At 69.7% G+C, this 19,885-nt stretch carries 16 protein-coding genes and 1 tRNA gene; 9 read left to right on the top strand and 8 right to left on the bottom strand.

What is annotated here, in order from left to right:
- Window positions 1–77: 77 nt before the first annotated feature.
- On the bottom strand, window positions 78–617 hold the full coding sequence (locus OG711_RS22020; RefSeq protein WP_329560150.1) for a GNAT family N-acetyltransferase: 540 nt from the start codon (window positions 615–617) through the stop codon (window positions 78–80).
- Window positions 614–1,897 (bottom strand): XRE family transcriptional regulator, encoded by a 1,284-nt coding sequence (locus tag OG711_RS22015; RefSeq protein WP_329560149.1) that lies wholly within the window; start codon window positions 1,895–1,897, stop codon window positions 614–616. Before OG711_RS22015 ends, OG711_RS22020 begins: the two co-directional genes overlap by 4 nt.
- A gap of 231 nt (window positions 1,898–2,128) precedes the next feature.
- On the opposite strand from OG711_RS22015, the gene OG711_RS22010 reads away from it, so the two are divergent.
- From OG711_RS22010 to OG711_RS21980, 7 genes are all read left to right on the top strand, one after another.
- Window positions 2,129–2,575, top strand: coding sequence for an ATP-binding protein (locus OG711_RS22010; RefSeq protein ID WP_329560148.1), 447 nt, complete (start codon window positions 2,129–2,131; stop codon window positions 2,573–2,575).
- A gap of 57 nt (window positions 2,576–2,632) precedes the next feature.
- The gene (locus tag OG711_RS22005; RefSeq protein ID WP_329560147.1) at window positions 2,633–2,812 is read left to right on the top strand and encodes an FxLD family lanthipeptide; all 180 of its coding nucleotides are present in this window, start codon (window positions 2,633–2,635) and stop codon (window positions 2,810–2,812) included.
- A gap of 209 nt (window positions 2,813–3,021) precedes the next feature.
- On the top strand, window positions 3,022–4,125 hold the full coding sequence (locus OG711_RS22000) for an IS110 family RNA-guided transposase (protein ID WP_405673086.1): 1,104 nt from the start codon (window positions 3,022–3,024) through the stop codon (window positions 4,123–4,125).
- 192 nt (window positions 4,126–4,317) lie between these two features.
- Window positions 4,318–7,290, top strand: coding sequence for a lantibiotic dehydratase (locus OG711_RS21995; RefSeq protein WP_329563949.1), 2,973 nt, complete (start codon window positions 4,318–4,320; stop codon window positions 7,288–7,290).
- A complete protein-coding gene (locus tag OG711_RS21990; protein ID WP_329560146.1) occupies window positions 7,287–8,519 on the top strand; it encodes a lanthionine synthetase C family protein in 1,233 nt (410 codons plus the stop codon). Before OG711_RS21995 ends, OG711_RS21990 begins: the two co-directional genes overlap by 4 nt.
- Before the next feature lie 21 nt (window positions 8,520–8,540).
- The gene (gene fxlM, locus OG711_RS21985) at window positions 8,541–10,622 is read left to right on the top strand and encodes a methyltransferase, FxLD system (RefSeq protein ID WP_329560145.1); all 2,082 of its coding nucleotides are present in this window, start codon (window positions 8,541–8,543) and stop codon (window positions 10,620–10,622) included.
- A gap of 77 nt (window positions 10,623–10,699) precedes the next feature.
- Window positions 10,700–11,800, top strand: a complete 1,101-nt coding sequence (locus tag OG711_RS21980) for a hypothetical protein (protein ID WP_329563947.1) — start codon at window positions 10,700–10,702, stop codon at window positions 11,798–11,800.
- Here the strand turns inward: OG711_RS21980 and OG711_RS21975 are convergent, their stop codons facing one another.
- The 5 genes from OG711_RS21975 to OG711_RS21955 all read right to left on the bottom strand — a co-directional run bounded on the left by OG711_RS21975 (window position 11,801) and on the right by OG711_RS21955 (window position 17,216).
- Window positions 11,801–13,501, bottom strand: coding sequence for a relaxase/mobilization nuclease domain-containing protein (locus OG711_RS21975; RefSeq protein ID WP_329560144.1), 1,701 nt, complete (start codon window positions 13,499–13,501; stop codon window positions 11,801–11,803). It abuts the gene before it with no gap.
- Window positions 13,498–13,950, bottom strand: coding sequence for a plasmid mobilization relaxosome protein MobC (gene mobC, locus OG711_RS21970; RefSeq protein WP_329560143.1), 453 nt, complete (start codon window positions 13,948–13,950; stop codon window positions 13,498–13,500). The genes OG711_RS21975 and mobC overlap by 4 nt, the downstream gene beginning before the upstream one ends.
- 451 nt (window positions 13,951–14,401) lie before the next feature.
- Window positions 14,402–15,124 carry a DUF2637 domain-containing protein gene (locus OG711_RS21965; protein ID WP_329560142.1) on the bottom strand — a complete coding sequence of 241 codons (723 nt, stop codon included), beginning with the start codon at window positions 15,122–15,124 and terminating at the stop codon, window positions 14,402–14,404.
- Between the two features lie 371 nt (window positions 15,125–15,495).
- The gene (locus OG711_RS21960) at window positions 15,496–16,770 is read right to left on the bottom strand and encodes a DUF3631 domain-containing protein (RefSeq protein ID WP_329560141.1); all 1,275 of its coding nucleotides are present in this window, start codon (window positions 16,768–16,770) and stop codon (window positions 15,496–15,498) included.
- A gap of 215 nt (window positions 16,771–16,985) precedes the next feature.
- Complete coding sequence (locus OG711_RS21955) at window positions 16,986–17,216, bottom strand: hypothetical protein (protein ID WP_329560140.1); 231 nt, start codon at window positions 17,214–17,216, stop codon at window positions 16,986–16,988.
- 95 nt (window positions 17,217–17,311) lie between these two features.
- Between OG711_RS21955 and OG711_RS21950 the strand changes: the two genes are divergently transcribed.
- Together OG711_RS21950 and OG711_RS21945 are read left to right on the top strand one after the other, a co-directional pair.
- Window positions 17,312–17,989: a helix-turn-helix domain-containing protein gene (locus tag OG711_RS21950; protein ID WP_329560139.1), complete on the top strand. Its 678-nt coding sequence runs from the start codon at window positions 17,312–17,314 to the stop codon at window positions 17,987–17,989.
- Window positions 17,986–19,587 (top strand): tyrosine-type recombinase/integrase, encoded by a 1,602-nt coding sequence (locus OG711_RS21945; protein ID WP_329560138.1) that lies wholly within the window; start codon window positions 17,986–17,988, stop codon window positions 19,585–19,587. The genes OG711_RS21950 and OG711_RS21945 overlap by 4 nt, the downstream gene beginning before the upstream one ends.
- Before the next feature lie 128 nt (window positions 19,588–19,715).
- On the opposite strand, the gene OG711_RS21940 is transcribed toward OG711_RS21945, so the two are convergent.
- Window positions 19,716–19,789, bottom strand: a tRNA-Thr gene (locus OG711_RS21940).
- Between the last annotated feature and the right edge of the window lie 96 nt (window positions 19,790–19,885).

The raw sequence follows: 19,885 nt of genomic DNA, 5'->3' as shown, positions 1-19,885 counted from the left end.
CGAATGGGTGTCAAGCCGAGCTGTATCCGACGTAGACACGAGACTCGAGCAGTCGATGCGCAGTGTCGAGCTTCCTGTCAACGGCTGTTACGAATCATTACGGTGAGTGTAGGTGAGGCCAGTGACGGCTGACTCTGGCCAATGTCCTCGTACCCCCACGACCTGTAGATCGCGTGGACCTTCCCGTCGCCAGCGGCAGGGTTGACCATGAGCGTGACGTACGGCTCCTCGCGGGCGGCGAGGAGGGCATCGTGGATGCGGCGGGCCGTGCCGGTCTTGCGCCAGGCCGGCCGGACGCCGATCTCCTTCAGGGCCAGGGCCGGGCGCTCGGTGTACTTCTCCGGCGGCTCTGGGGTGGTGCGCTGCCAGTAGCGGTCGCCGCTTTTGATGGTGTTGCCATAGGCGTAGCCGACCGGTTCATCGTCCGCGTACGCGAGGACCGCGACGAAGCCGGGTTCGGTGCCGTGGCGGTCCAAGCGTTCGCCGAAGGTGGTGACCGCGTAGTTCGGGAGGTGGAGCAGCGGGGCGCGGACGTCAGCGTAGACGTCGAGGAGGTCGCCGCGGACGGGGTCGAGGGTGATGAAGGTGCGCAGTTCGATGGCGGGGGCCGTGGTCATGCGGTGGTCCTCCAGGTGGCGGCGTGCTCGGTCCAGGTCTGCGCGGTGGTGCTGCCGGGGGCGGTGGCGCGCAGGGCGGCCCCGAACTCCTGGAGCATGCGGGCTACCCGGGCGTGGTGGGTGGCGACGTCGGTGGGGACCTTCATAGCGGTGGCCGTGGCGGCGTCCGCGGCCCCTTGGGCGAGCTGGGCGTGGGCGAGGCAGGTCGTCGCGATGGCGCGGGATCTGATCATGTGGGGGCGGAGCGCGGACAGGCAGCGGTGGGCGTGGTATTCGGCGGTCGGGTAGTCGCCCAGGGCCAGGTTCGCAGACAGGGCCAGGGAGTCCAGCTCGGCTTGGTCGTAGAAGGCGAGCATCCACACGGGGCGGTAGTCCGTGGGGTCGGAGCGCAGCATGGCTTCCTGGGCCTGGTCGAATGTTCGGCGCATGCCGCTGCGGTCCTGGGCTGTGCCCAGGATGGCTCCCTGCCGGGCCAGGCCGAGGGACGCGAACAGGGGGTCGCGCCGGGTGAGGAAGAGGTGGCGGGCCACGTCGTTCGCGGCGAGGGCGTCGGCGGGGCGGCCGAGGTGCCGGTACATGGTTCCGGTGTGGCTCCAGATGCGGAACTTGATCGCCTGGTCCCCGGACATCTCGGCGAGGGTCTGAGCCTCCCGCATGTGGGTCTTGGCGTCGTCGTAGCGCCGGCCGTCGATCGCGGCCCACATCGCGGAGGAACGGAACGCTGCTGCGGAGGCGTAGAGGCTGCTGCGTACGCGTTGGGTGGCGCTTCCCGCGTTCTGGAGGTTCAGTGCCTCGTCCGCGAGGGCGGCGGCTCGCTGTTCGATACCGAGCTGTCCGCCGTGCCGGTGGTCGCTGGCGATGATCTCGGCGAAGCGCTTCTGGAGACGGTCGACGTCGCTCATGCCGATCCTGCGTGGCGACGCGGTGCCGGGTGACGCCGCGGCGACGGCGGCCGTCGCGATCCCGCCGACGAGTGTGCGGCGCTTCATGTCAGGGTCCTCCTGCTGCGGTGGAACCAGGGCCGACGGAGTCCTGCCCCGTGGAACGAACCCTAAAGCGGTGGCGGGCAGACCGGCGATGTCCTCAAGCGCCTTGCGGGTGGCCGACTTCGGCCACTTCACACGGCCGGCCTTCCAGCCCCGGACCGATGATCCGTCGAGCCCTCCGGACCTTCCGGTCAACTGCTCTAAGGACCTGTTCACAGCGTCGGCGAGGCTGTTGGAGCTGTAGCCGTGCTCTGCCATCCACGCCTCAAGCACGGTGTTGCGCGTGGCATCCATCCCGGCACGGTAGCGCTCGCGTCGCCCAATCGTCAGGTAAACGCTGGGTCAAATCGCCCTAGGTCGACCCGTTGAGCGCATGCCTGATGGTCCTAACCAGCCGAACGGAAGCCGGGGTTATCTGGGTGTCGGCCGCCCACCATCCCGAGCGGCTGTTGACGGCCCGGTCCGCACGCTCACATCTCGCAAGGGGCGGACCGGGCGCCGAGACAACCCGAAGGCTCCATCCCCATGACGAGTCTGAACACACCTGTTCATGCCGCCTGTGTCGGGCGTCCCGCCTACAGCCAGACCATCCCGTGCCAGCCGTCCACTGCTGAGACCTGCCGCAAGCTTGTCCAGCGTGTACTCGGTGCGTGGTGCCTTGATGAGCTCGCCGACGGTGCCGTGCTGATCGTCACGGAGCTGGTCGCGAACGCGTCGAAGCACACATCGTGCCGGGACATCCGTCTGACCGTGGGACGCCCGAGCGCGTCTCGGGTCCGTGTCGGCGTCGTGGACTGGGAACCGGAGCGTCTGCCCGCCGCCGGCCACGCGGATCACGGTGATGAGTCGGGCCGCGGCCTGCTTCTCATCGCCGCAGTGTCGGACTGCTGGGGCTATGACCTGTACGGCTCGGACAGGTGCCCATGGGGCAAGGAGGTCTGGGCCGAGCTTCAGCTCACCAGCGACGGATGAACGACCCGTCGGCCGTATCAATCAGTAAACCCCCCATAAAACAAGGAGGTAGTCACCATGACGCGCAACATCGTGGTCCCCAGTCTCACCCAGGTCCGGCCCCAGACGCCAGAGGCATCGGGCGGCTTCGACCTGGACGTCTCCCTCGTCGAGATCGCCGACCCGGCCGGGCTGGTCAACCTGACCGACGACAACTGCGGTACCACCTGCGGGGCCTGCACCACCAACGTCGCCTGACAGTGAGGATGTTCGTGAGCGTTCCCCGGCGGGGTCTGACCCACCGCCTGACTGACTCAGGGTCCTCAACGGGATCTGTCGGCCCCGTTCGGGGGGCGCTCGTGTGCATCCGTCGGGCCGGGGGACGTGACTTCATAAGAGCCTGGCCAGAGGCCCCATCACTGTCTTGTCCGCCCTCCCGGCCGACGGGTGCCATCCCACCCGGTCGAATGGACAGGACGGCACAACCCACGATGGCACAGCACCAGGTCGAGGTCACCGGCGGCGTCGACACCCACAAGGACACCCACACCGCGGCGGCGATCGATTCGGCGGGCCGGGTCCTGGGCTCGGCCCAGTTCCCCGCTTCCGCGCTCGGCTACCGCAAGCTTCTGACCTGGCTCTCTTCCTTCGGCACCCTGCTGATGGTCGGGGTCGAGGGCACCGGCGCCTACGGCGCCGGCCTTGCCCGCTACCTGCGTGAACACGACGTGAGGGTGGTCGAGATCGACCGCCCGGACCGCAAGACACGCCGCTGGCAGGGCAAGTCCGACCCGGTCGACGCCGAGGCGGCGGCGCGGGCCGCGCTCGCCGAACGCCGCACCGGCACCCCGAAGTTCCGGGACGGCCGGGTCGAGGCCCTGCGGGCGCTGCGGGTCGCCCGCCGCAGCGCGGTCCAGCAGCGGGCCGACGTCACCCGGCAGATCAAGAACCTGATCGTCACCGCGCCGGAAGGCGTCCGCACGATGCTGCGGTACCTGAAGGACAAGGACCTCCTGGCCGTCTGCACGGGCTTCCGCCCGGGCCTGGACCAGGCGGGCGATCCGGTCACCGCGACGAAGATCGCCCTGCGGTCCCTCGCCCGCCGCCACCGAGGCCTGGGCCAGGAGATCGACGAACTGGACGAGCTGATAGCCCCGCTCACCCAGAAGATCAACCCTGCCCTGACCGAACTGAACGGCGTCGGCCCGGACGTCGCGGGCCAGCTGCTGGTCACGGCCGGGGACAACCCCGACCGGCTCCGCTCGGAAGCGGCGTTCGCCATGCTCTGCGGCGTCGCCCCGCTGCCCGCGTCATCCGGCCGAACCCACCGCCACCGCCTCAACCGGGGCGGCGACCGGGCCGCGAACGCGGCCCTCTACCGGATCGTTCTCTGCCGCCTGCGCTGGGACCAGCGCACCCGCACCTACATGGAACGTCGCACCAGGCAGGGCCTGTCGAAGAAAGAGATCATTCGCTGCCTCAAGCGGTTCGTCGCCCGCGAGATCTACCACGCCCTGACCACCACGAACGCCACAGCAGCGGCCCCAAGCCACCTCACAACCGCTGCTTGACATCCATAAGAGCATCCCGCCCTTGTCCAGTTCGGCTGGTGCCGCTGCCTCCGTGCGGCGGCACCAGCCGCCCGTTCCCGCACCCTACGGAGGTAGTCGGTGGTTACCGTGACCGCAGCGTTCCGCGCCGGAACAACCGCGCTCGTGCGCGCCGTCGCCCGACCGCCGCTGGCGGTCTCTCCGTGGCCCGACCTGGACGACGGGTTGCCTGGTGCCGCAGCAAGTCAAGCGGCGTGGCTGCGTGCGGCCTGGGCGGACGAGGACTTCTCCGAGACCTTGCAGCACTCCAGCCCTGCCCTGGCCGCGCAAGTAGAGGGCCTGTGCACGGGTCAACGGTCTGATCCACGGGCTCTCCGGCGTGCGGTGCTTTCCGTGGTCCGGTATTTGTTGCGGGCCCAGCACCGGGCGACTCCTTTTGGGCTGTTCGCCGGTGTGGCCACCGCGAAGTTCGGACCGCGCGCCAGTGCGGCCTGGGGCGAGGAGCACGTTCTCGTCGGCCGAGCCGGGGCGGAGTGGCTGGCCACGGTCGTACAGCGGCTGGAGTCGTGCCCGGAGCTGCTCAAACGGCTGTCCGTCGTTGCCAACAGCACCGCGTCGGTCCGTGGGGACCGCCTCATCGTGCCGTTTCAGTCCGATGACCAGGGCGACGAGACCCGCGCTGTCGAGGCATCGCTGGCCCTTACCGCACCAGTGCAGGCGGCCCTCACCGCGGCCGAGGCGCCGATCAGGGTGGGCATGCTTCTGAGCAAGCTCCAGGCGGAGTTCCCCGGGGCCGGGCCGGAGAAGACTCGCCGGCTACTGGCAGAACTGATCCGACGGCGGGTGTTGATCACCAGCCTGTGGGCACCGAGCACCGAGACCGATGCTCTCGGGTACCTCGTCGACCAGCTCGACGCCGTCGAAGCCGAGAGCATTGCACCAATCTCGAAGACGGTGGCCGAGCTGCGCGCGATCCGGGCGGCCTTGGAGGGGTGCACCATGCGCGGTGGTCGGGACAGAGCCGCCTCGCGGATGCGGGAGCTCGTGCCGGGCGGGAAGCTCCACCCCATCGCGTTCGACCTACAGCTGAACGCCAAGCTCGTGCTGCCGGAGGCAGTGGCCCGGGAAGTGGAACGCGCAGCGCTCGTCCTGACCCGGTTGAGCGCTCGTCCGTACGGAACCGCCACGTGGGGTGAGTACCACCAGCGGTTCTACGAGCGGTACGGCATCGGCACGATGGTGCCGCTCAAGGAGGCCGTGGCGGACAGCGGCGTCGGCTATCCCGACGGCTTCCCGGGCACTCCGGCCGGTGCGCGCCGACCTCGGGCCTCCACTCGGGACGACGTACTCGTACGCCTGGCGCAGACGGCCGCGCTCGAAGGGCGGGAGGAGGTCGTCCTCACCGACGAGCTGATCGGCGCTCTCGACGTGGGGCCCGACGACCTGCGGGTGCCGCCGCACCTTGAAGTGGGCGTACGGGTGCACTCGGCCAGCTTGGACGATTTGCGGCGCGGGCGGTTCCGGCTGGAGGTCGTGAGCGTGTCACGTGGCGCCGGCGTCTCCACGGGCCGCTTCCTCGGTGTGCTGGAGCCCGGCGATCGCGAGGCGCTGAGCACGGACCTGGCCGATCTCCCGACCGCAGACGGCGACACCGTGCCCGCGCAGCTCTCCTTCCCACCGCTCCTCCCCGAAAGCGCCCACGTCACTCGTACACCTCAGGTCCTGCCCACCGTGATCAGCCTCCAGGAGCATCGGGCCCCGGACCCGGGCGTTCTCACCCTCGACGACCTCGCGGTCGCGTGCGACGGACGCCGGATGTACCTGGCCGCCCCCGAGCGGGGCCACCGCGTCGAAGCGGTGGGGATGAACGCGCTGAACCTGCGCACGCACACCCCGCCGCTGGCGCGGTTTCTCACCGAGCTGTCCCGTGCCCAGTGTGCGCAAGTCACCGTCTTCGACTGGGGCGTCGCCGCGGCGATGCCGTTCCTTCCGCGTCTCCGCTACGGACGTACCGTGCTGGCTCCGGCGCGCTGGCGGCTCGAATCCTCGGAGCTGGCCAGCGGCGCCGAGTGGGAGGCGGCTCTGGCCGACTGGCGGGTCCGACGGCGGCTGCCGCGGCAGGTCTATCTCGTGGAGGGGGACCAGTACCTCTTCCTCGACCTTGACGAGCTCGGTCACCGAACGCTGCTCCGCCAGCACCTCGACCGTGCGCACACCGCCGTGCTCGTCGAAGCCCCGGAGGGGTACGGCTGGTGCGACGGGCGCGCCCACGAGATCGTCGTGCCCCTCAAGGCGGTACGACCGACAGCGTGGCCGCCCCTGCCCGCCCCGACCCTTGCTCGTGCACTCTCGCCAGCACAGATGCAGCCGCCAGCGACCTCTTCCGTGCTACTGGCCGCCCTGTACGGAGATGCCCGCCGTCAGGACACCGTGCTCGCCCAGCACCTGCCCGGCCTGCTGGAGCAGCTCGGCAACCCACCCTGGTGGTTCATCCGCTTCCGCGACCCGGCCCAGCACCTCCGCCTCCGTATCGCCCTCCCCCATCCGGACGCCTTCGGCGAGACCGCCCGTGCGGTGAGCGAGTGGGCCGACGAACTGCGCCGGGCCAGCCTGCTTGCCGATCTGCGCTATCCGACCTCGTACCGCGAGATGGGCCGCTGGGGTTCCGGAGCGGCGTGGGAGGCTGCCGAAGAGGTCTTCCGGGCCGACTCAGGTGCCGTGGTGACGCAGTTCGTGCAGCGGCAGCGTCCCGACCGACGTGCCCTAGTGGTGGCGCACACCGTCGCCATCGTCTCCGCCTTCCTCGGAAGCACGGAAGCCGGGATGCGGTGGCTGGTCGACCACATTCCACCGACGGCTCCCGTGCCCGTACCGCGCCCGCAATTCACGGAGGCCGTACGGCTGGCCGACCCCCGCGACGAATGGGCGGCGCTGCGCGGAGCACCGGGCGGGGACGCCATCGTGTCCGGGTGGGCGGAACGGGACGCGGCCCTCGCCGACTACCGGCCCCATCTGCCGGGCCCGGACACCCGGGGAATCGCCGTCGATGACGTTCTGACGTCCCTCTTGCACGTCCACTTCGTGCGGCATGTCGCGGTGAACTTCCCCGAGGAAGAGGTCTGCCTCTACCTGGCGCGCGCTGCCGCTCTCGCCTGGACCGCTCGTACAAAGGGGAGGCAATCATGACCGCCCACCCGGCCCTCGACCTAGCCGACGCCATCGCGTCCCAACTCGCCGATCCCGATGTGCCCCGGTCCTGGGCCGTGCCCGCGTACGGGCAGCACCTGGCCTACGGCCCTCCCGGCATCGCGCTCCTGCACATCGAACGGGCCGCGCGGGGCCTCGGACCGTGGCAGCGCGCTCACGACTGGCTCGCCGCCGCCTCCCGCCAACCCCTCACCAGCGGTCCTGACAGCCACCCCTTCTACGGGGCTCCCGCCCTCGCCCATGCCCTGGCCTGCGCGGCGGACCACCTACCCGGGGCCTACCAGAGTGCCCTGGAATCGCTAGACCAGCAGATCATGATCGACATCGGCCGTCGTCTGGAGGCCGCTCACCGCCGTATCGACGCCGGACGGCTACCGCAGCTCGCTGAGTTCGACGTCATCCGAGGGCTCACCGGGTACGGGGCCCATCTTCTACACCGCAGCCCCGACGGCACCACGACTCGTGCCGTGCTCGACTACTGTGTACGCCTCACCGAACCACTGACCGACCAGGACGAGGCCCTGCCCGGCTGGTGGACGGAAACCGGCCCCTCGGGCAACCCGGACGACCTCTTCCCCGGCGGCCACGCCAACCACGGCATGGCGCACGGCATCGGCGGCGTACTCGCCTTCTTGGCCCTGGCTGCCCGGCGCGGCACCGTCGTGAGCGGGCACCACGCGGCGATGCGCACCATTGTGGCGTGGCTGGACCGCTGGGAGAACAGGCCCGGTCCGGCGTGGCCGTGCTGGATCACCCGGGACGAACTACGGACCTGCCGAGTCACCTTGTCCGCGCCCCGGCGACCGTCCTGGTGCTACGGGACCGCCGGCCTCGCCCGTGCTCAGCAGCTTGCCGGGCTCGCCCTCGGCGATACCCGCCGCCGCATCCGGGCGGAGAACGCCCTCGTGGCCGCCCTCGCTGACGCCGACCAACTCAAGGTCATCACGGACGACGGCCTCTGCCACGGCTTCGCGGGGCTTGCCCACCTCGCCGCCCGTGTCGCCGACGACGCCCATGCCACGACCGTGGACCGGATACGCGCCGCGATCCCGGCGCTCCTGGACAAGATCCTCCCAGCGGGCGGGGCACTCGGGAGCGGAGATCCTGGCCTGCTCGACGGTGCTGCCGGTGTCGCCCTGGCGCTCATCGCGCCCAGCACCACCACCCCGCCTCGATCCGCTTGGGACTCCTGCCTGCTCATCGCCTGATCCACCGACCGAAGGACCCCGATGCCCTCCGACCGCTGGCACCAGCACAACATCACCTTCGTCGACCGCTCGCGCGCCCAGCTGGTCATCGCCGAACGCCTCGCCCCAGCGCTGATCACCGCCGAGGTGGCCGGACAGCTCTCCGGCTGGTGGTTCATGAACAAGCAGCCCTGGCCCCTGCGGTACCGCGCCGACGAACCGGCTCCAGTCGTGGAGTCGCTGCTGGACGACCTGGTCGGTGAGGGTTCAGTCGTATCGTGGCGGCCTGGTATGTACGAGCCCGAGACCGACGCGTTCGGCGGCCGGGCGGCCATGGACGCAGCCCACGAACTGTTCCACAGCGACTCCCATCACCTGCTGACGTACCAGCCGGGTCCGAAGCACCTGGGGCGGCGGGAGACCGTCGTCCTGCTGGTGAGCTCCATGCTGCGCGGTGCCGGGCTCGACTGGTTCGAGCAGGGGGACGTCTGGTCAAAGGTCGCCGCCCTTCGAGCGGCCACCGATCCGCTGCCGGTCGAACGCGCCGCCGAGCTTGTTCCCGCCGTACGGAAGTTGATGACGGCCGACGCCCGCAGTCTCTGCCACCAGGGCGGCCCGTTCCATAGGCACGAAGAATGGGTCACCGCCTTCGAGGGGACCGGGGCGACGCTCACCAGTCTCGCGGACCACGGTGGTCTCACCCGTGGTCTGCGCGCGGTGCTCGCCCACCACGTGATCTTCCACGCCAACCGCGCAGGTCTCCTTCGGGACGACCAGAGCGCTCTGTTCAACATCGCACGAGAGGTAGTCATGGGAACCAGTGACAACACCGCGTCGCCCAGCGGGGCAGCGGCGTACGTCGATAGCGTCGGCGCGGTGAACACCGACACGATCACCACCAACTCGGCGGAGGCCGAGCACCTCCGAAACGCCTTGGTCGACCAGATCCTGGCGAACGGCCACGCCCGTACCCCCGCCATCGAGCAGGCCCTGCGGGCGGTCCCCCGCCATGTGTTCGTGCCCGACGCGACACTCGAAGACGCCTACGCCAACGCGCCGGTGCACATCAAGTACAACACCGACGGTGCGTCCATCTCGTGTGCCTCCCAGCCGGGGGTCGTCGCCCTCATGCTGGACCAGCTCGACGTCCGTCCCGGCGACCGCGTCCTCGAACTCGGCGCCGGAAGCGGCTACAACGCCGCTCTCCTCGCGCACCTGGTCGGCGAGGCCGGCCACGTCACCACCCTCGATGTCGACGACGACCTCGTGGAGGGCGCCCGCGCCCACCTCGCCGCAGCTGGGATCACCAACGCCGAGGCTGTGACCAGGGACGGGGCCCTCGGATACGCGGAGGGAGCACCGTACGACCGGATCATCGCCACCGTCGGTGCGCACGGTGTGCCGCACGCCTGGCTGGAACAGCTCGCCCCCGGCGGACGACTCCTCGTCCCCCAGCGCCTCAAGGGCAGCGTCGCCCGCTCCATCGCGTACGAACAGCGTGGCGGCCGGTGGGTGTCGCTCGGCAGCGAGATGAACACCTTCATGCCGCTCCGGCGGGGTATCGCCGACGACGACCGCCGTGTCGTCCCGCTCAGCGCCGACGGCACCGTCCGGCTCCAGGCCCCCGCCGGCCAGGACATCGACGCCGATGCCCTCGCCCGCGTTCTGGAGCAGCCGCGCACCGAGGAGTGGACCGGTATGACGGTCCGCGCCATGGAGTCGCCGGAGTGGATGGAGCTGTTCCTCACCTGCTCCCTGCCCTCCGGCCTGATCCGGATGCTGTTCCCGCAGGGCACCAAGGGCGGGCTACTCACCGAGGACCCCTACCCGTCATCCACCGCGGCCGTGGAGAAGAGCGCTGTCACCTACCTGGCCCGGCGGCTGCTGGAGAAGAGGACCCCGGAGGGCGGCAAGCTCTGGGAGTTCGGTGTCATCGGCCACGGTCCCGGCAGCGACGAGCTGGCCGCGAAGGTCGCCGACGCCATCCGCATCTGGGACCGGGAGTACCGCGGCCGGGAGGCCACCTTCGAGATCCAGCACCTCGCCGCTCCGCCCATCGAACAGCGCCCTGGTCTTTTCGCCCTCGACACCCCGCTGAACCGGATCGTCGTCGACTGGCAGTGACAACCGATAGAGAGAGGATGGTGTCCGTCGGCCTACGGCGGGCGGGCACCGTCTCCAACCCACGCCTCGGGGGACTCATGGACCCGCACGGACCCACCGCCCAGCGTTTCCCGCTCGTCGCCCGATTCCGTCCCGCCTGCTTACCTCTGCCCCAACGCGTCCACGCGCTCGTCGACCTGGCCGACGCCGCGGTACGGAAGGCCGACCAGGGCCTGGCGTCGGCCGTCTACAACCAGGCCGCGCTCATCGCCTCCGACCTGGGCCTTCCCGACCTGGCGCGCGAGCTGTGCCACCAGCAGGCCGCCGCGTACCTCCACAGCTGTCCGCTGCCTGGGATGAGCGCGATCCGCGGACTGGAACCCGTCGTCAACCTCGCCCGCCTCCAGATCCGCGCCGGCCGCGCCGACGAGGGACGACAGCGACTGCTCGACCTGTACGGAGCCGTCGAAGCAGGCGCACATGCCCGCTTCGACGGCGTGGAGATACCGGCGGACCTCACGGCGACCGAAGCCGACCGCCAAGAAGTCCGTGCTTGGCTCTGGCGCGTACTCCTCGCCGACGGCACCCGCACCCTCACCACCGCCGGCCGCTGGGCCGAGGCCCTGACGCACATCGAGTCCCACCGGGGCGTCGGCCAGCGGATGCTCGACGGCCGCCAAGTCGCCGTACTGGCCGCCCTCGTCTCCGGCGACACGGCATCGGCAGCAGAGCTCCTCCACGACACGACGCCCGGCGACCCCTGGGAACAGCTCGTCACGGCGTGCCTGACCGTCCTGTGCCGCCGCGATGCCCAGCAGCCATGCGACGACCAACGGGCAGAACTGATCGCGGCCTACCTTCAACGGTCGCCAGAGCCTGGGATGACCGTCTTCGACATCCGGCTAGGTCTCACCATTCTCGACACGGTCGGTCCCGCCGAAACACCCGCCGCGCAGCGCATTGTGCAAGACCTCCACCGCAGGACCGCCGAAGCCGGGGACGGCTACGCGGCCCGCGAGGTCCTGGCCCATCCTCTTTTCCTCGCCCTGGCCACAGATCGGGAAGCGCAGGGCTGCCGCGCCCTGGTCCGAGCCTGCGCGCTGAGGGCCGGAGCCATCCCGGATCACCTACATGGCGAACTGGCGGCGGCCCTACACACCTGCGACAAGGTGATCTGGGACAGCCTCGTGCTCCGGTGATCAGCGTCGGCGGCCCGGCGCCGAAGGCTGTAGGGGCGTGAACTCTGCTGGACGAGCCGGAGCACTACCCGGTTTGGCGGTACTGCGAACCCGAGCCACACGGTCTCGGCTGCTGGGCACCTGACCTGTGCTGAGTCGCTGTACGCGCCATGTCAGCACTCGGGCGGGGTGGCGGGCATCATCCAGGGCACGCTGATCGGTGGCCTGTCGCAGCAGCTGATCCGGATCATGGCCAGCGGCCTCGGCTTTGGACAGAACGGCGACGAGGGCGTCGAAGGCAGGGTCTGCGAGGACCCGCTCCGCCTGGCTGGGGACGGCACGACGTACGCGGTGGATGTGCCGTTCCACAATCTGCTGGGATGGCCGGCCTTGGGCGAGGGCAGTCAATGGAGCGACGGCGGCCTGGTCGTAGGCGACCTGGAGATGCAGCAGAGCCTGGTGGGCGGCTTCGCCCTGTTGGTCGTGATGGCGGAGCTGATGCCAGCGAGCTGCGGCGATGACGACGAGGACGGCGGCGTCGAGAAGCATCGCCAGGAATGCTCCGTCCTTTGGCGGGGGCTGCTGGAGCATTGCTCGTGCGGCGCTGCGCAGCGCACGAGCCTGGTGCTGCTCGGCCCGGATACGGGAGCGGGTGGCGCGTTCGAACGCAGTCGCCGCGTCTCGGAGTTGGGTCCGAAGCTGCTGGGGCGCAATGAGTGGCAGGGCGTCGAGGACTTCACCGAAGGCGTGGAGGTGGGCCTGGGAGGCTTCGTCGTCGGCTTGCTCCAGGTGGTGGGGGATGAATTCGATCACGGCGATGGTCTGATGCCAGGGGTCGGGCCTGTCCCGGTTCAGTTGCTGGTCGGCGTCCGACTCGATGGCGTCCAGACGTTCCCGGATCTTGGGGAAGGACAGGTCCGGGGCGAGTTCGGAGCCGGAGAACCAGACGGGGTCGCCTTGGGCATTGGTGTCTCCCTTGAGCGCGATCTTGTATCCACGTACATCCCCGGACGGGAAGTAGACGACCTGGGTGAGCACACCGTCGATCTGGCTGAGCAGGTGGTCGAATTCGTCGATGGTGGAAGCGGCGGCAACGGCGGTGCGAACGGCGGTACGCAATTGCTCACGCGCGGTCGTTCCTCGGCCGCGACGGCGGGCCTTCTCCTGTTCAGCGCGGGTGGGGCGCTTGGCGGCGGTGCGGTCTCCACGGGCGACTTGGCGGAGACCGTACTCCTTCTCCACAGCGACGAGTTCTCGGTCGGCGTTGCGATAGTCGTGCCAGTGGCGGGCACCACTCAGGTCACCTCGGACTTTGGTGGCGGTGATGTGGATGTGGTCCGGGGCGTGGCGGACGGCTACCCAGTGGCATCCGTCCGGGTCGCCTTCGGGGGCGATGCCGGTGGCGTGGACGATACGGCGGGCGATGTCCGCCCACTCGTCGTCACTGAGGATCCGATCCTCAGGTGCGGCCCGGATCGAGCAGTGCCAGACGTGCTGCTTGGGTGCCCGGCCGAGCCGCCTGGCCTGTTTGACCCGCAGGTCGAGGTCGGCGACGAGGAGCTTCTTGGTGGCGTCGAAGTCATCGGCCCGGCCAGGGTCCGGGGCGAAGCCGTCCCAGGATGCGACCAGGTGCGGGTCGGTGTGGTCCTTGGCCTTCTTCGTGTCGAACAGGTACCGGATGAGGCCGGCGGTGCTCTTGCCGCTGGTGATACTCGCGATCACTGGCCCTCCTTCCTCGTGAGGGCTTGGTTCGCGGCTGCTGCGATCCCACGGACGGTGGTTCCGGTGTCCGCCAGGGTGCGTTCGGCTTGGGCCAGGAGCTCGGTGTCCCCAGGCTGGGGATGACCACCGGCGTTGAGCTTGCGGGCGATCTGGTTGATGTTGTTGCCGATCCTGGCAACCTCCCCGCGCAGGGCGGTCAGCTCGTCGATGTAGTCGTCAAGCGGGGTGCGCTGGCCTGGTAGGGCAAGATCTCCGTGGATATGGGCCATGACGACCGCACCGACGTAGTGGGCTCCGGCAATGTTCAGTGACCTGGCTCGGGCGAGGATCGCCGTCTTCTCACCGATGCTGTAGCGGGCGTCGACACGCTGCTTGCGCTGGCCGCTCGGATCACGCTGGCGACGACGGGCGACGCGATGCAGCGCGGCGGCTTCGGCTGCTCGCGGCAACGGGCTGACGGTCGGGGACGCTGACGGTTCCCCCTCGGGCGCCCCCTGGCGCCCGAACTCCTCCGCCACCCTCGGGGCGGAGGCATCCGCATGGGACCGGCCCTTGGACGGTCCAGCGGCATACCTTGCTGCGTTGGTGACCGCAGTGGTCATCTCCTGGAGGTCGAGGGATTGAGGGCTGTCCGGGTGGGGCATGTGGCGGTTCTCCTCGGGGTCTGCTCGTGAAGTGGGTGAAGTCGTCGGATGGGTCCGGGAAAGTCACGGCGACGTTCTGTCTGCGAGTGCTGAGACCACCGGCATGGGGTGGGGAGTGCTCGGTGGCAAGCCACCTTCTCGTCGCCATCCGGGACCGCAGCCCGGAGGCGTCTCGGTTCCGTCCGCGACAGTTGGTCCGTGGCCGGGGTGGTCGGAAGGGTTCCGACCACCCCGTGCCTGTTCCGGTGAGGTGTGGTCAGCCGTCGGCGGGGTTGGTCTCGCTCTCGGCTCGCAGGGTGTTCATGACCTCGGTGAGCCGCTCCCCGCCGATCTTGAGGCCCTTGTCCCTGATCGCTTGGAGGACGGTGGAGCGGGAGATGCGGCCGTGCTCGGCTACGGCGATTCGGCCGATCTCGACGAGTTCGTCGAGGGTCGCGTCCGCTGGCCGTCCGCCCCGGCGGGTGGTTGCCGGTTCGCTGGTGGGCTGTTCCGGACCGGGGAGGGATACCGGCGGGGGCGCCGTGTCGGTGGTGGTTTCGCGGGTGATGAGGATGTGGAGGTGGACGGCTCCGGCGAGGGCGAGTGGGGCGAGGGTGGACAGGATGCCGACGGTGAGGTCGCTCAGGTGCAGCGTGCCGGGCGGGCTTTGCTGGTTGATGCGTACTGCGTGGAGGGCGTTGGCCCAGATGCTGGCGCAGGTCGCGGTGCCGAACAGGGCCCATACGTAGAGGCGGGCCCGGAACGGGGCGGTGCGCAGGACGAGGAGGGCGCGGACGCCGTAGGCGATGAATCCGTCAATGACGAGTGGGAGCAGGTAGGTGAGGAGTCCGCGGACGTGGATGGCGACGGCCATCTGCTGGAGGGCGTCGTACGAGAGGGCGCAGGCGGCGGCACCGAGGGAGAGGATCGCGGCGCGGTCCCAACTGGTCACTCGGTGAACGGTGCCGGGGTGTTCGGGCGGTATGGCGTATGTGGCCATGGGGTGTGTGCTCCTGGGGTGGTGCGTGGGGCTGTCGGCGTGGTCCGTATTTGCCGTCTTGGCCGTTGCAGGCGCAGGTCAGGGCCGGTACGTCAGCCGGGCGGTGAGAGTCCCGGTGGTGTCATGCCCTGTGGGACGGGTCGTGGACGGGTGCGGTCTGTCTCCCGTCCCAGAGCGCGGGGCTGTGACCTGCGGCGATACGGCAGGTACGGCTGGGACGGCACGAGACGGATCGGGACGCGGTTGGGCAGCCCCGAGGTGGGTGGTGATCGTGGTTCCGTCTTGGACCCGGTTGCCGTCTCATTCGGATGCCTGTTGACCTGCGGGATCACGGCAGGGACGGCACGGACGGCAACCGGGGCGGGGCCGGGTCAGCCCTCGGCGGTGGCGGGGTCGGCGTCGAGCGGGTGGACGGTGGGGCAGTAGCGGCGCCAGGCGTCGGCGAACTTGTTGCGGGTGTAGCCCTTGCGCTGGATGTCGCCGACGCGGACATTGCCGGAGGCGATGGTGTAGTCGCGGAGCATGGCGCCGAGGCCACGTGGTGTGAGCCCGTTGCGGCCCCACTCGGCCCAGAGGGCTTCGGTGTCGCTGTTGAGGGCGAACAGGAGATCGTCGGTGCTGAGGCTCTCCGGATCGCCCTTGGCGTGGAAGATCCGCCGGATGTCGGCGAGGATCTTCGCCCCGCTGGGGTTCTCCTCCTCCGCCCGCTCCTCGGCGGCGACCATCCGTGCACACGCCGCCCGCGCCAGGCGGGGCCAGGGCCCGCCGGAGAGGTCGGCGATGATCACCAGGGGTTCCCAGGTGTCGGCAGCCCGGTCCTCAACCGGCAGTTCCGGTTCCAGGTCGGCCGCTTCGTCCAGCAGCGGCCGGGCCCAGGCTGCGATCCGGTCGCGCAGTTCGTGCAGGGCTGGGATGTCGCGGCGGGAGCGGAACGGCTTGACCGTCTCGCCTTCGGCCCGGCGGCGCATGCGGATCACCACGGCGCGGTCCATGATCGTGTCGGGGAGGTCACCGATGCCCGCGATAGCGGCCATGGCGAAGGTGGCGAACTTGTGCGGGGTGTGGTCGTTGCCGACGACCCGGGTGACGTAACGGTTCCGCTGGTGCCCGGCGTTCAGCAGGCCGCGCATCTCCTCGTTCTTCTCCGCCTGCTTCGGCGTGCCGAAGATGGTGTCCGCCTCGTCGACCAGGAGGGTGGGAGGCTCCTCGGTGATCGACCGGAAGACCGCTGCCGGGGTGGTGTTGATGGTGAGCATCGGCTCGTGGACCGTCTCGGTGAGCACGTCCAGCAGCCGGGACTTGCCGCACCGCTTCGCCGGGCCGACCACCGCGAGGCGCGGCGCGTGCTGCCATGCGGGCTGGAGATGCGTCGCCGCCACCCAGAGCGTCACCGCGTCCAGGGCCTCGGACGAGGGCAGGATCACGAACCTGGCGATCTGGACACGTAGTTCGTCCAGCAGGGCGGACCCGGCGGTCGGTTCCGGATCGGGCGCCGTCTCGTGGGGCGGTATGTCTGCCGGAGCGGCCTCCGCCGCGTCCGGGCCGACCAGCAGGGATGCTTGGGCGGCGGTGTGGCCGAGGACCGCGACCGGAGGCCAGGTCGGCTTGGCAGGGGTGGAATAGGGCTCGGTGGGGGCGTGTTCCACTGGGCGGCTCCTCTTCTGGCGGTGGCGGGCTTGCACGCCCTTGCCGCCGGGGTGGTTCGTGACAGGCCGATGGGGGTTGCCAGGGCCTCCGGCGTTGCACCGCCGGAGGCACACCCCGTGCTCCGGGGGAACACGGACAGTACGTCCACACCCCTGCACAGTCCAGCGATTCTGTGTCAGCTCAGCGCAGAACCGCCTGCTACGCTCCCTGCCCCTCACGCCGCCAAGCCGAGCAGGTCCAACAGGTCCGCCGTCACAACCCGGTACGCGTTGCCGAGCCGCAGCACCTTGCACGGATAGGCGCCCCGCTTCGCCAGCTCGTACCCCTTGCTCCGCCCCAACCCGAGTGCCCGGTTGCTGGTGTCCAGGTCAACAGCGACCGGTAGGGCCAGCAACTCCTCCCGGCTCATCCCCTTCGACTGCCCGCTCGTGACGTCTCCGCGCATGCGGCATCCCCTCTTCGGTGCAGCCGTCGGCGAACGCGTCCATCACGTCCGGCTCCAGGCCACTCCATCGATGATCCTCAAGCTAATGTGTCTGCATGACACAAAGCGGTTTCGATGATGAAGAAGACGACTTTCCGGAGTGGGTGGACCGGATCAAGGCCACCGTGGCCGGCGAGGTCCGACGCAGAAGGAGGAGGAGGGGATGGAGCGCCCAGGACCTGGCCGACCGCTGCGAGGAGCTGGGGCACCCGATCCCGCGCAACGTGATCGCCAACATGGAATCCGGCCGCCGCGCCACCCTGCCCCTGGTGGACGTCATGATCCTGGCCGCCGCACTGGAGACCTACCCGGTCTGCCTGATCTTCCCCGTCGGCTACATCGAGGAGACCCAGGAACTCCCCTTCCAGGAACTCGTCCCCACCTGGGACGCACTGCGCCGCTTCACCGGCGAGGAAGACGTCTTCGAGAACGACCCCGGAATGGTGCCCGAGTTCGAGCACCACACCCTTCTCATCCGCACCGCACTCGCCGCACTCGACGAGGAGAAGCAGGCCCGCTTCGACACCAGAACCGCCGCCTCCCGCGCCCAGCGGGAGAACGCCGAACGCCAGCGGGCCGAGTACGCCGACCGCGCCATCGCGGCCAAGAGCGAGCTCCGCAAACTCCGCCGCGAGATCCGCGAGGACGGCGCCACCCCGCCTGACCTCCCACCCGCACTCCACGACGTCGACCCACCCGAAACCGACACCGACCCCACGGAGGAAGCCGCTTGAAGGGCTCCACGCACCGCCGCTGCTACTGCCGCGCCCCCCACACCGGCAAACCGCTCGGCAAGAAGTGCCCCAAACTGTCCAGCCGCAAGCACGGCTCGTACTCCATCCGCCAGGAACTTCCGCCACGCGAAGACGGCACCCGCCGCTCCTTCAGCCGCGCCGGCTACGACACCCTCAAGAAGGCCCAGGCCGACCTTGACCACGTCCGCGCCCTCCTCGGCCTCACCGACACCGACGACCCGGAGGGCATGACGCTGATCGCGGCCATGCTGGAGGAGATCGGCAACGAGAAGGCACCCCTCCCCGACGTGGAGGAGACGCGTCGGCGACTCAACGCGGGCCAAGACCTCGTCGGCAGCCTCACCGTCGCGGAATGGCTGGACCGGTGGCTAGCGGGCAAACGCATACGGAAGTCCGGCATCAGCCGCTACGAGACCGACATCCGCATCCACCTCAAGCCGCACATCGGCCACCGCCGCCTCGACCGGCTGCGGGTGAGCCACCTCAGCGACATGTTCACCGCCATCACCGATGCCAACACCGAGCTCCTCGAACAGAACGCCCAACGACGCGCCGCGATCGACGAACTCGCGACCATCCCGTGGAAGGGTGCGGAGCACCGGGCCCACCGCAAGACACTGAAGGCCGCGATCGACACGATGCCGCCGTTCCGCCGCGTCACCGGACCCGCCACCCGCCAGCACGTCAAAGCCACCCTCCGCGCCGCCCTCAACAACGCCATCGGCCAGCAGATCATCACCTTCAACCCCGCCGCCCACGTCGAGATCGACCCAGCACGCAAGCCCAAGGCCCTCGTCTGGACGGACGAGCGCGTCGCTGTCTGGGAGCAGACGGGCGAGAAGCCCTCGCCCGTCATGGTCTGGACACCGGCGCAGACCGGCGCGTTCCTCGACTCCGTCGCTGAGGACCGGCTGTACGCCATGTGGCACCTGATCGCCTTCCGTGGCCTGCGACGGGGCGAGGCATGCGGCCAGCCCTGGTCGGAAACCAACCTCGACACCCACTCCCTCACCGTGTCTTCGCAGCTCGTCCAGGACGGCTGGGCTGTCGAGACCTCCGAACCCAAAACGGACAGCGGCTTCCGTGTCATCGCGCTCGACGACGACACGGTCAACGTGCTCAAGGAACATCGCGAGCGCCAAGACGCGGACCGCGAGGAGTGGGGAACGGCCTGGGTCGAGACCGGCATGGTCTTCACCCAGGAGGACGGCACCTGGCTTCACCCCGGCAAGGTCACCGACCTCTTCGAACGCCTCGTCGCCGCCTCCGGCCTCCCGCCGATCCGGCTGCACGACCTCCGCCACGGCGCGGCCACCCTCATGCTCGCGGCTGGCATCGACGTCAAGATCGTCTCCGACACCCTCGGCCACAGCGACACCCGGATCACGCGCGACATCTACCAGAGCGTCCTTCCCCACGTCGGCAAGAACGCCGCCGAAGCCACCGCCAAGCTGGTCCCGCTACAGCGGAAGGCCGAGGCGACGGAGGCCCGCAAGGCTGCCAAGAAGGCGGCGTCCAAGGCGAAAGCCGAGGCCAGGACCAAGAAGAAGGGCAAGCGGAAGAAGGGCGAGAAGTAGGGCACGGACCGCTCCGCTCACGCATCGCTCACGCAAGCCATCTCGCGGCACCCCGGCCGTGTGACGCGCCATGCCCCGGAAAAGCGAAAAACCCCAGGTCACGGCGAGTGAGTCCTGGGGTCCTTCAGAGCCGCCTTCGGGATTCGAACCCGAGACCTACGCATTACGAGTGCGTTGCTCTGGCCATCTGAGCTAAGGCGGCTGGCGTCTGCACCACCGGTGCCGGGGTGCGCGACGCGCCAATTCTACACAGATTCCTGCGGGGGCCGGACCACCCCCGGGCAGGGGTGGTCCGGGG

The sequence above is a fragment of the Streptomyces uncialis genome, assembly GCF_036250755.1.
GTDB lineage: Bacteria > Actinomycetota > Actinomycetes > Streptomycetales > Streptomycetaceae > Streptomyces > Streptomyces uncialis.
The sequence above is the reverse complement of the archived record's forward strand: the minus strand, read 5'-3'. Positions and strand labels throughout refer to the sequence as shown.

Excerpts from the sequence above, each read along its gene's own strand:
- OG711_RS22020 (WP_329560150.1), bottom strand. The coding sequence starts at position 617 with ATGACCACGGCCCCCGCCATCGAACTGCGCACCTTCATCACCCTCGAC.
- OG711_RS22015 (WP_329560149.1), bottom strand. The coding sequence starts at position 1,897 with ATGGATGCCACGCGCAACACCGTGCTTGAGGCGTGGATGGCAGAGCAC.
- OG711_RS22010 (WP_329560148.1), top strand. The coding sequence starts at position 2,129 with ATGACGAGTCTGAACACACCTGTTCATGCCGCCTGTGTCGGGCGTCCC.
- OG711_RS22005 (WP_329560147.1), top strand. The coding sequence starts at position 2,633 with ATGACGCGCAACATCGTGGTCCCCAGTCTCACCCAGGTCCGGCCCCAG.
- OG711_RS22000 (WP_405673086.1), top strand. The coding sequence starts at position 3,022 with ATGGACAGGACGGCACAACCCACGATGGCACAGCACCAGGTCGAGGTC.
- OG711_RS21990 (WP_329560146.1), top strand. The coding sequence starts at position 7,287 with ATGACCGCCCACCCGGCCCTCGACCTAGCCGACGCCATCGCGTCCCAA.
- fxlM (WP_329560145.1), top strand. The coding sequence starts at position 8,541 with ATGCCCTCCGACCGCTGGCACCAGCACAACATCACCTTCGTCGACCGC.
- OG711_RS21980 (WP_329563947.1), top strand. The coding sequence starts at position 10,700 with ATGGACCCGCACGGACCCACCGCCCAGCGTTTCCCGCTCGTCGCCCGA.
- OG711_RS21965 (WP_329560142.1), bottom strand. The coding sequence starts at position 15,124 with ATGGCCACATACGCCATACCGCCCGAACACCCCGGCACCGTTCACCGA.
- OG711_RS21955 (WP_329560140.1), bottom strand. The coding sequence starts at position 17,216 with ATGCGCGGAGACGTCACGAGCGGGCAGTCGAAGGGGATGAGCCGGGAG.
- OG711_RS21950 (WP_329560139.1), top strand. The coding sequence starts at position 17,312 with ATGACACAAAGCGGTTTCGATGATGAAGAAGACGACTTTCCGGAGTGG.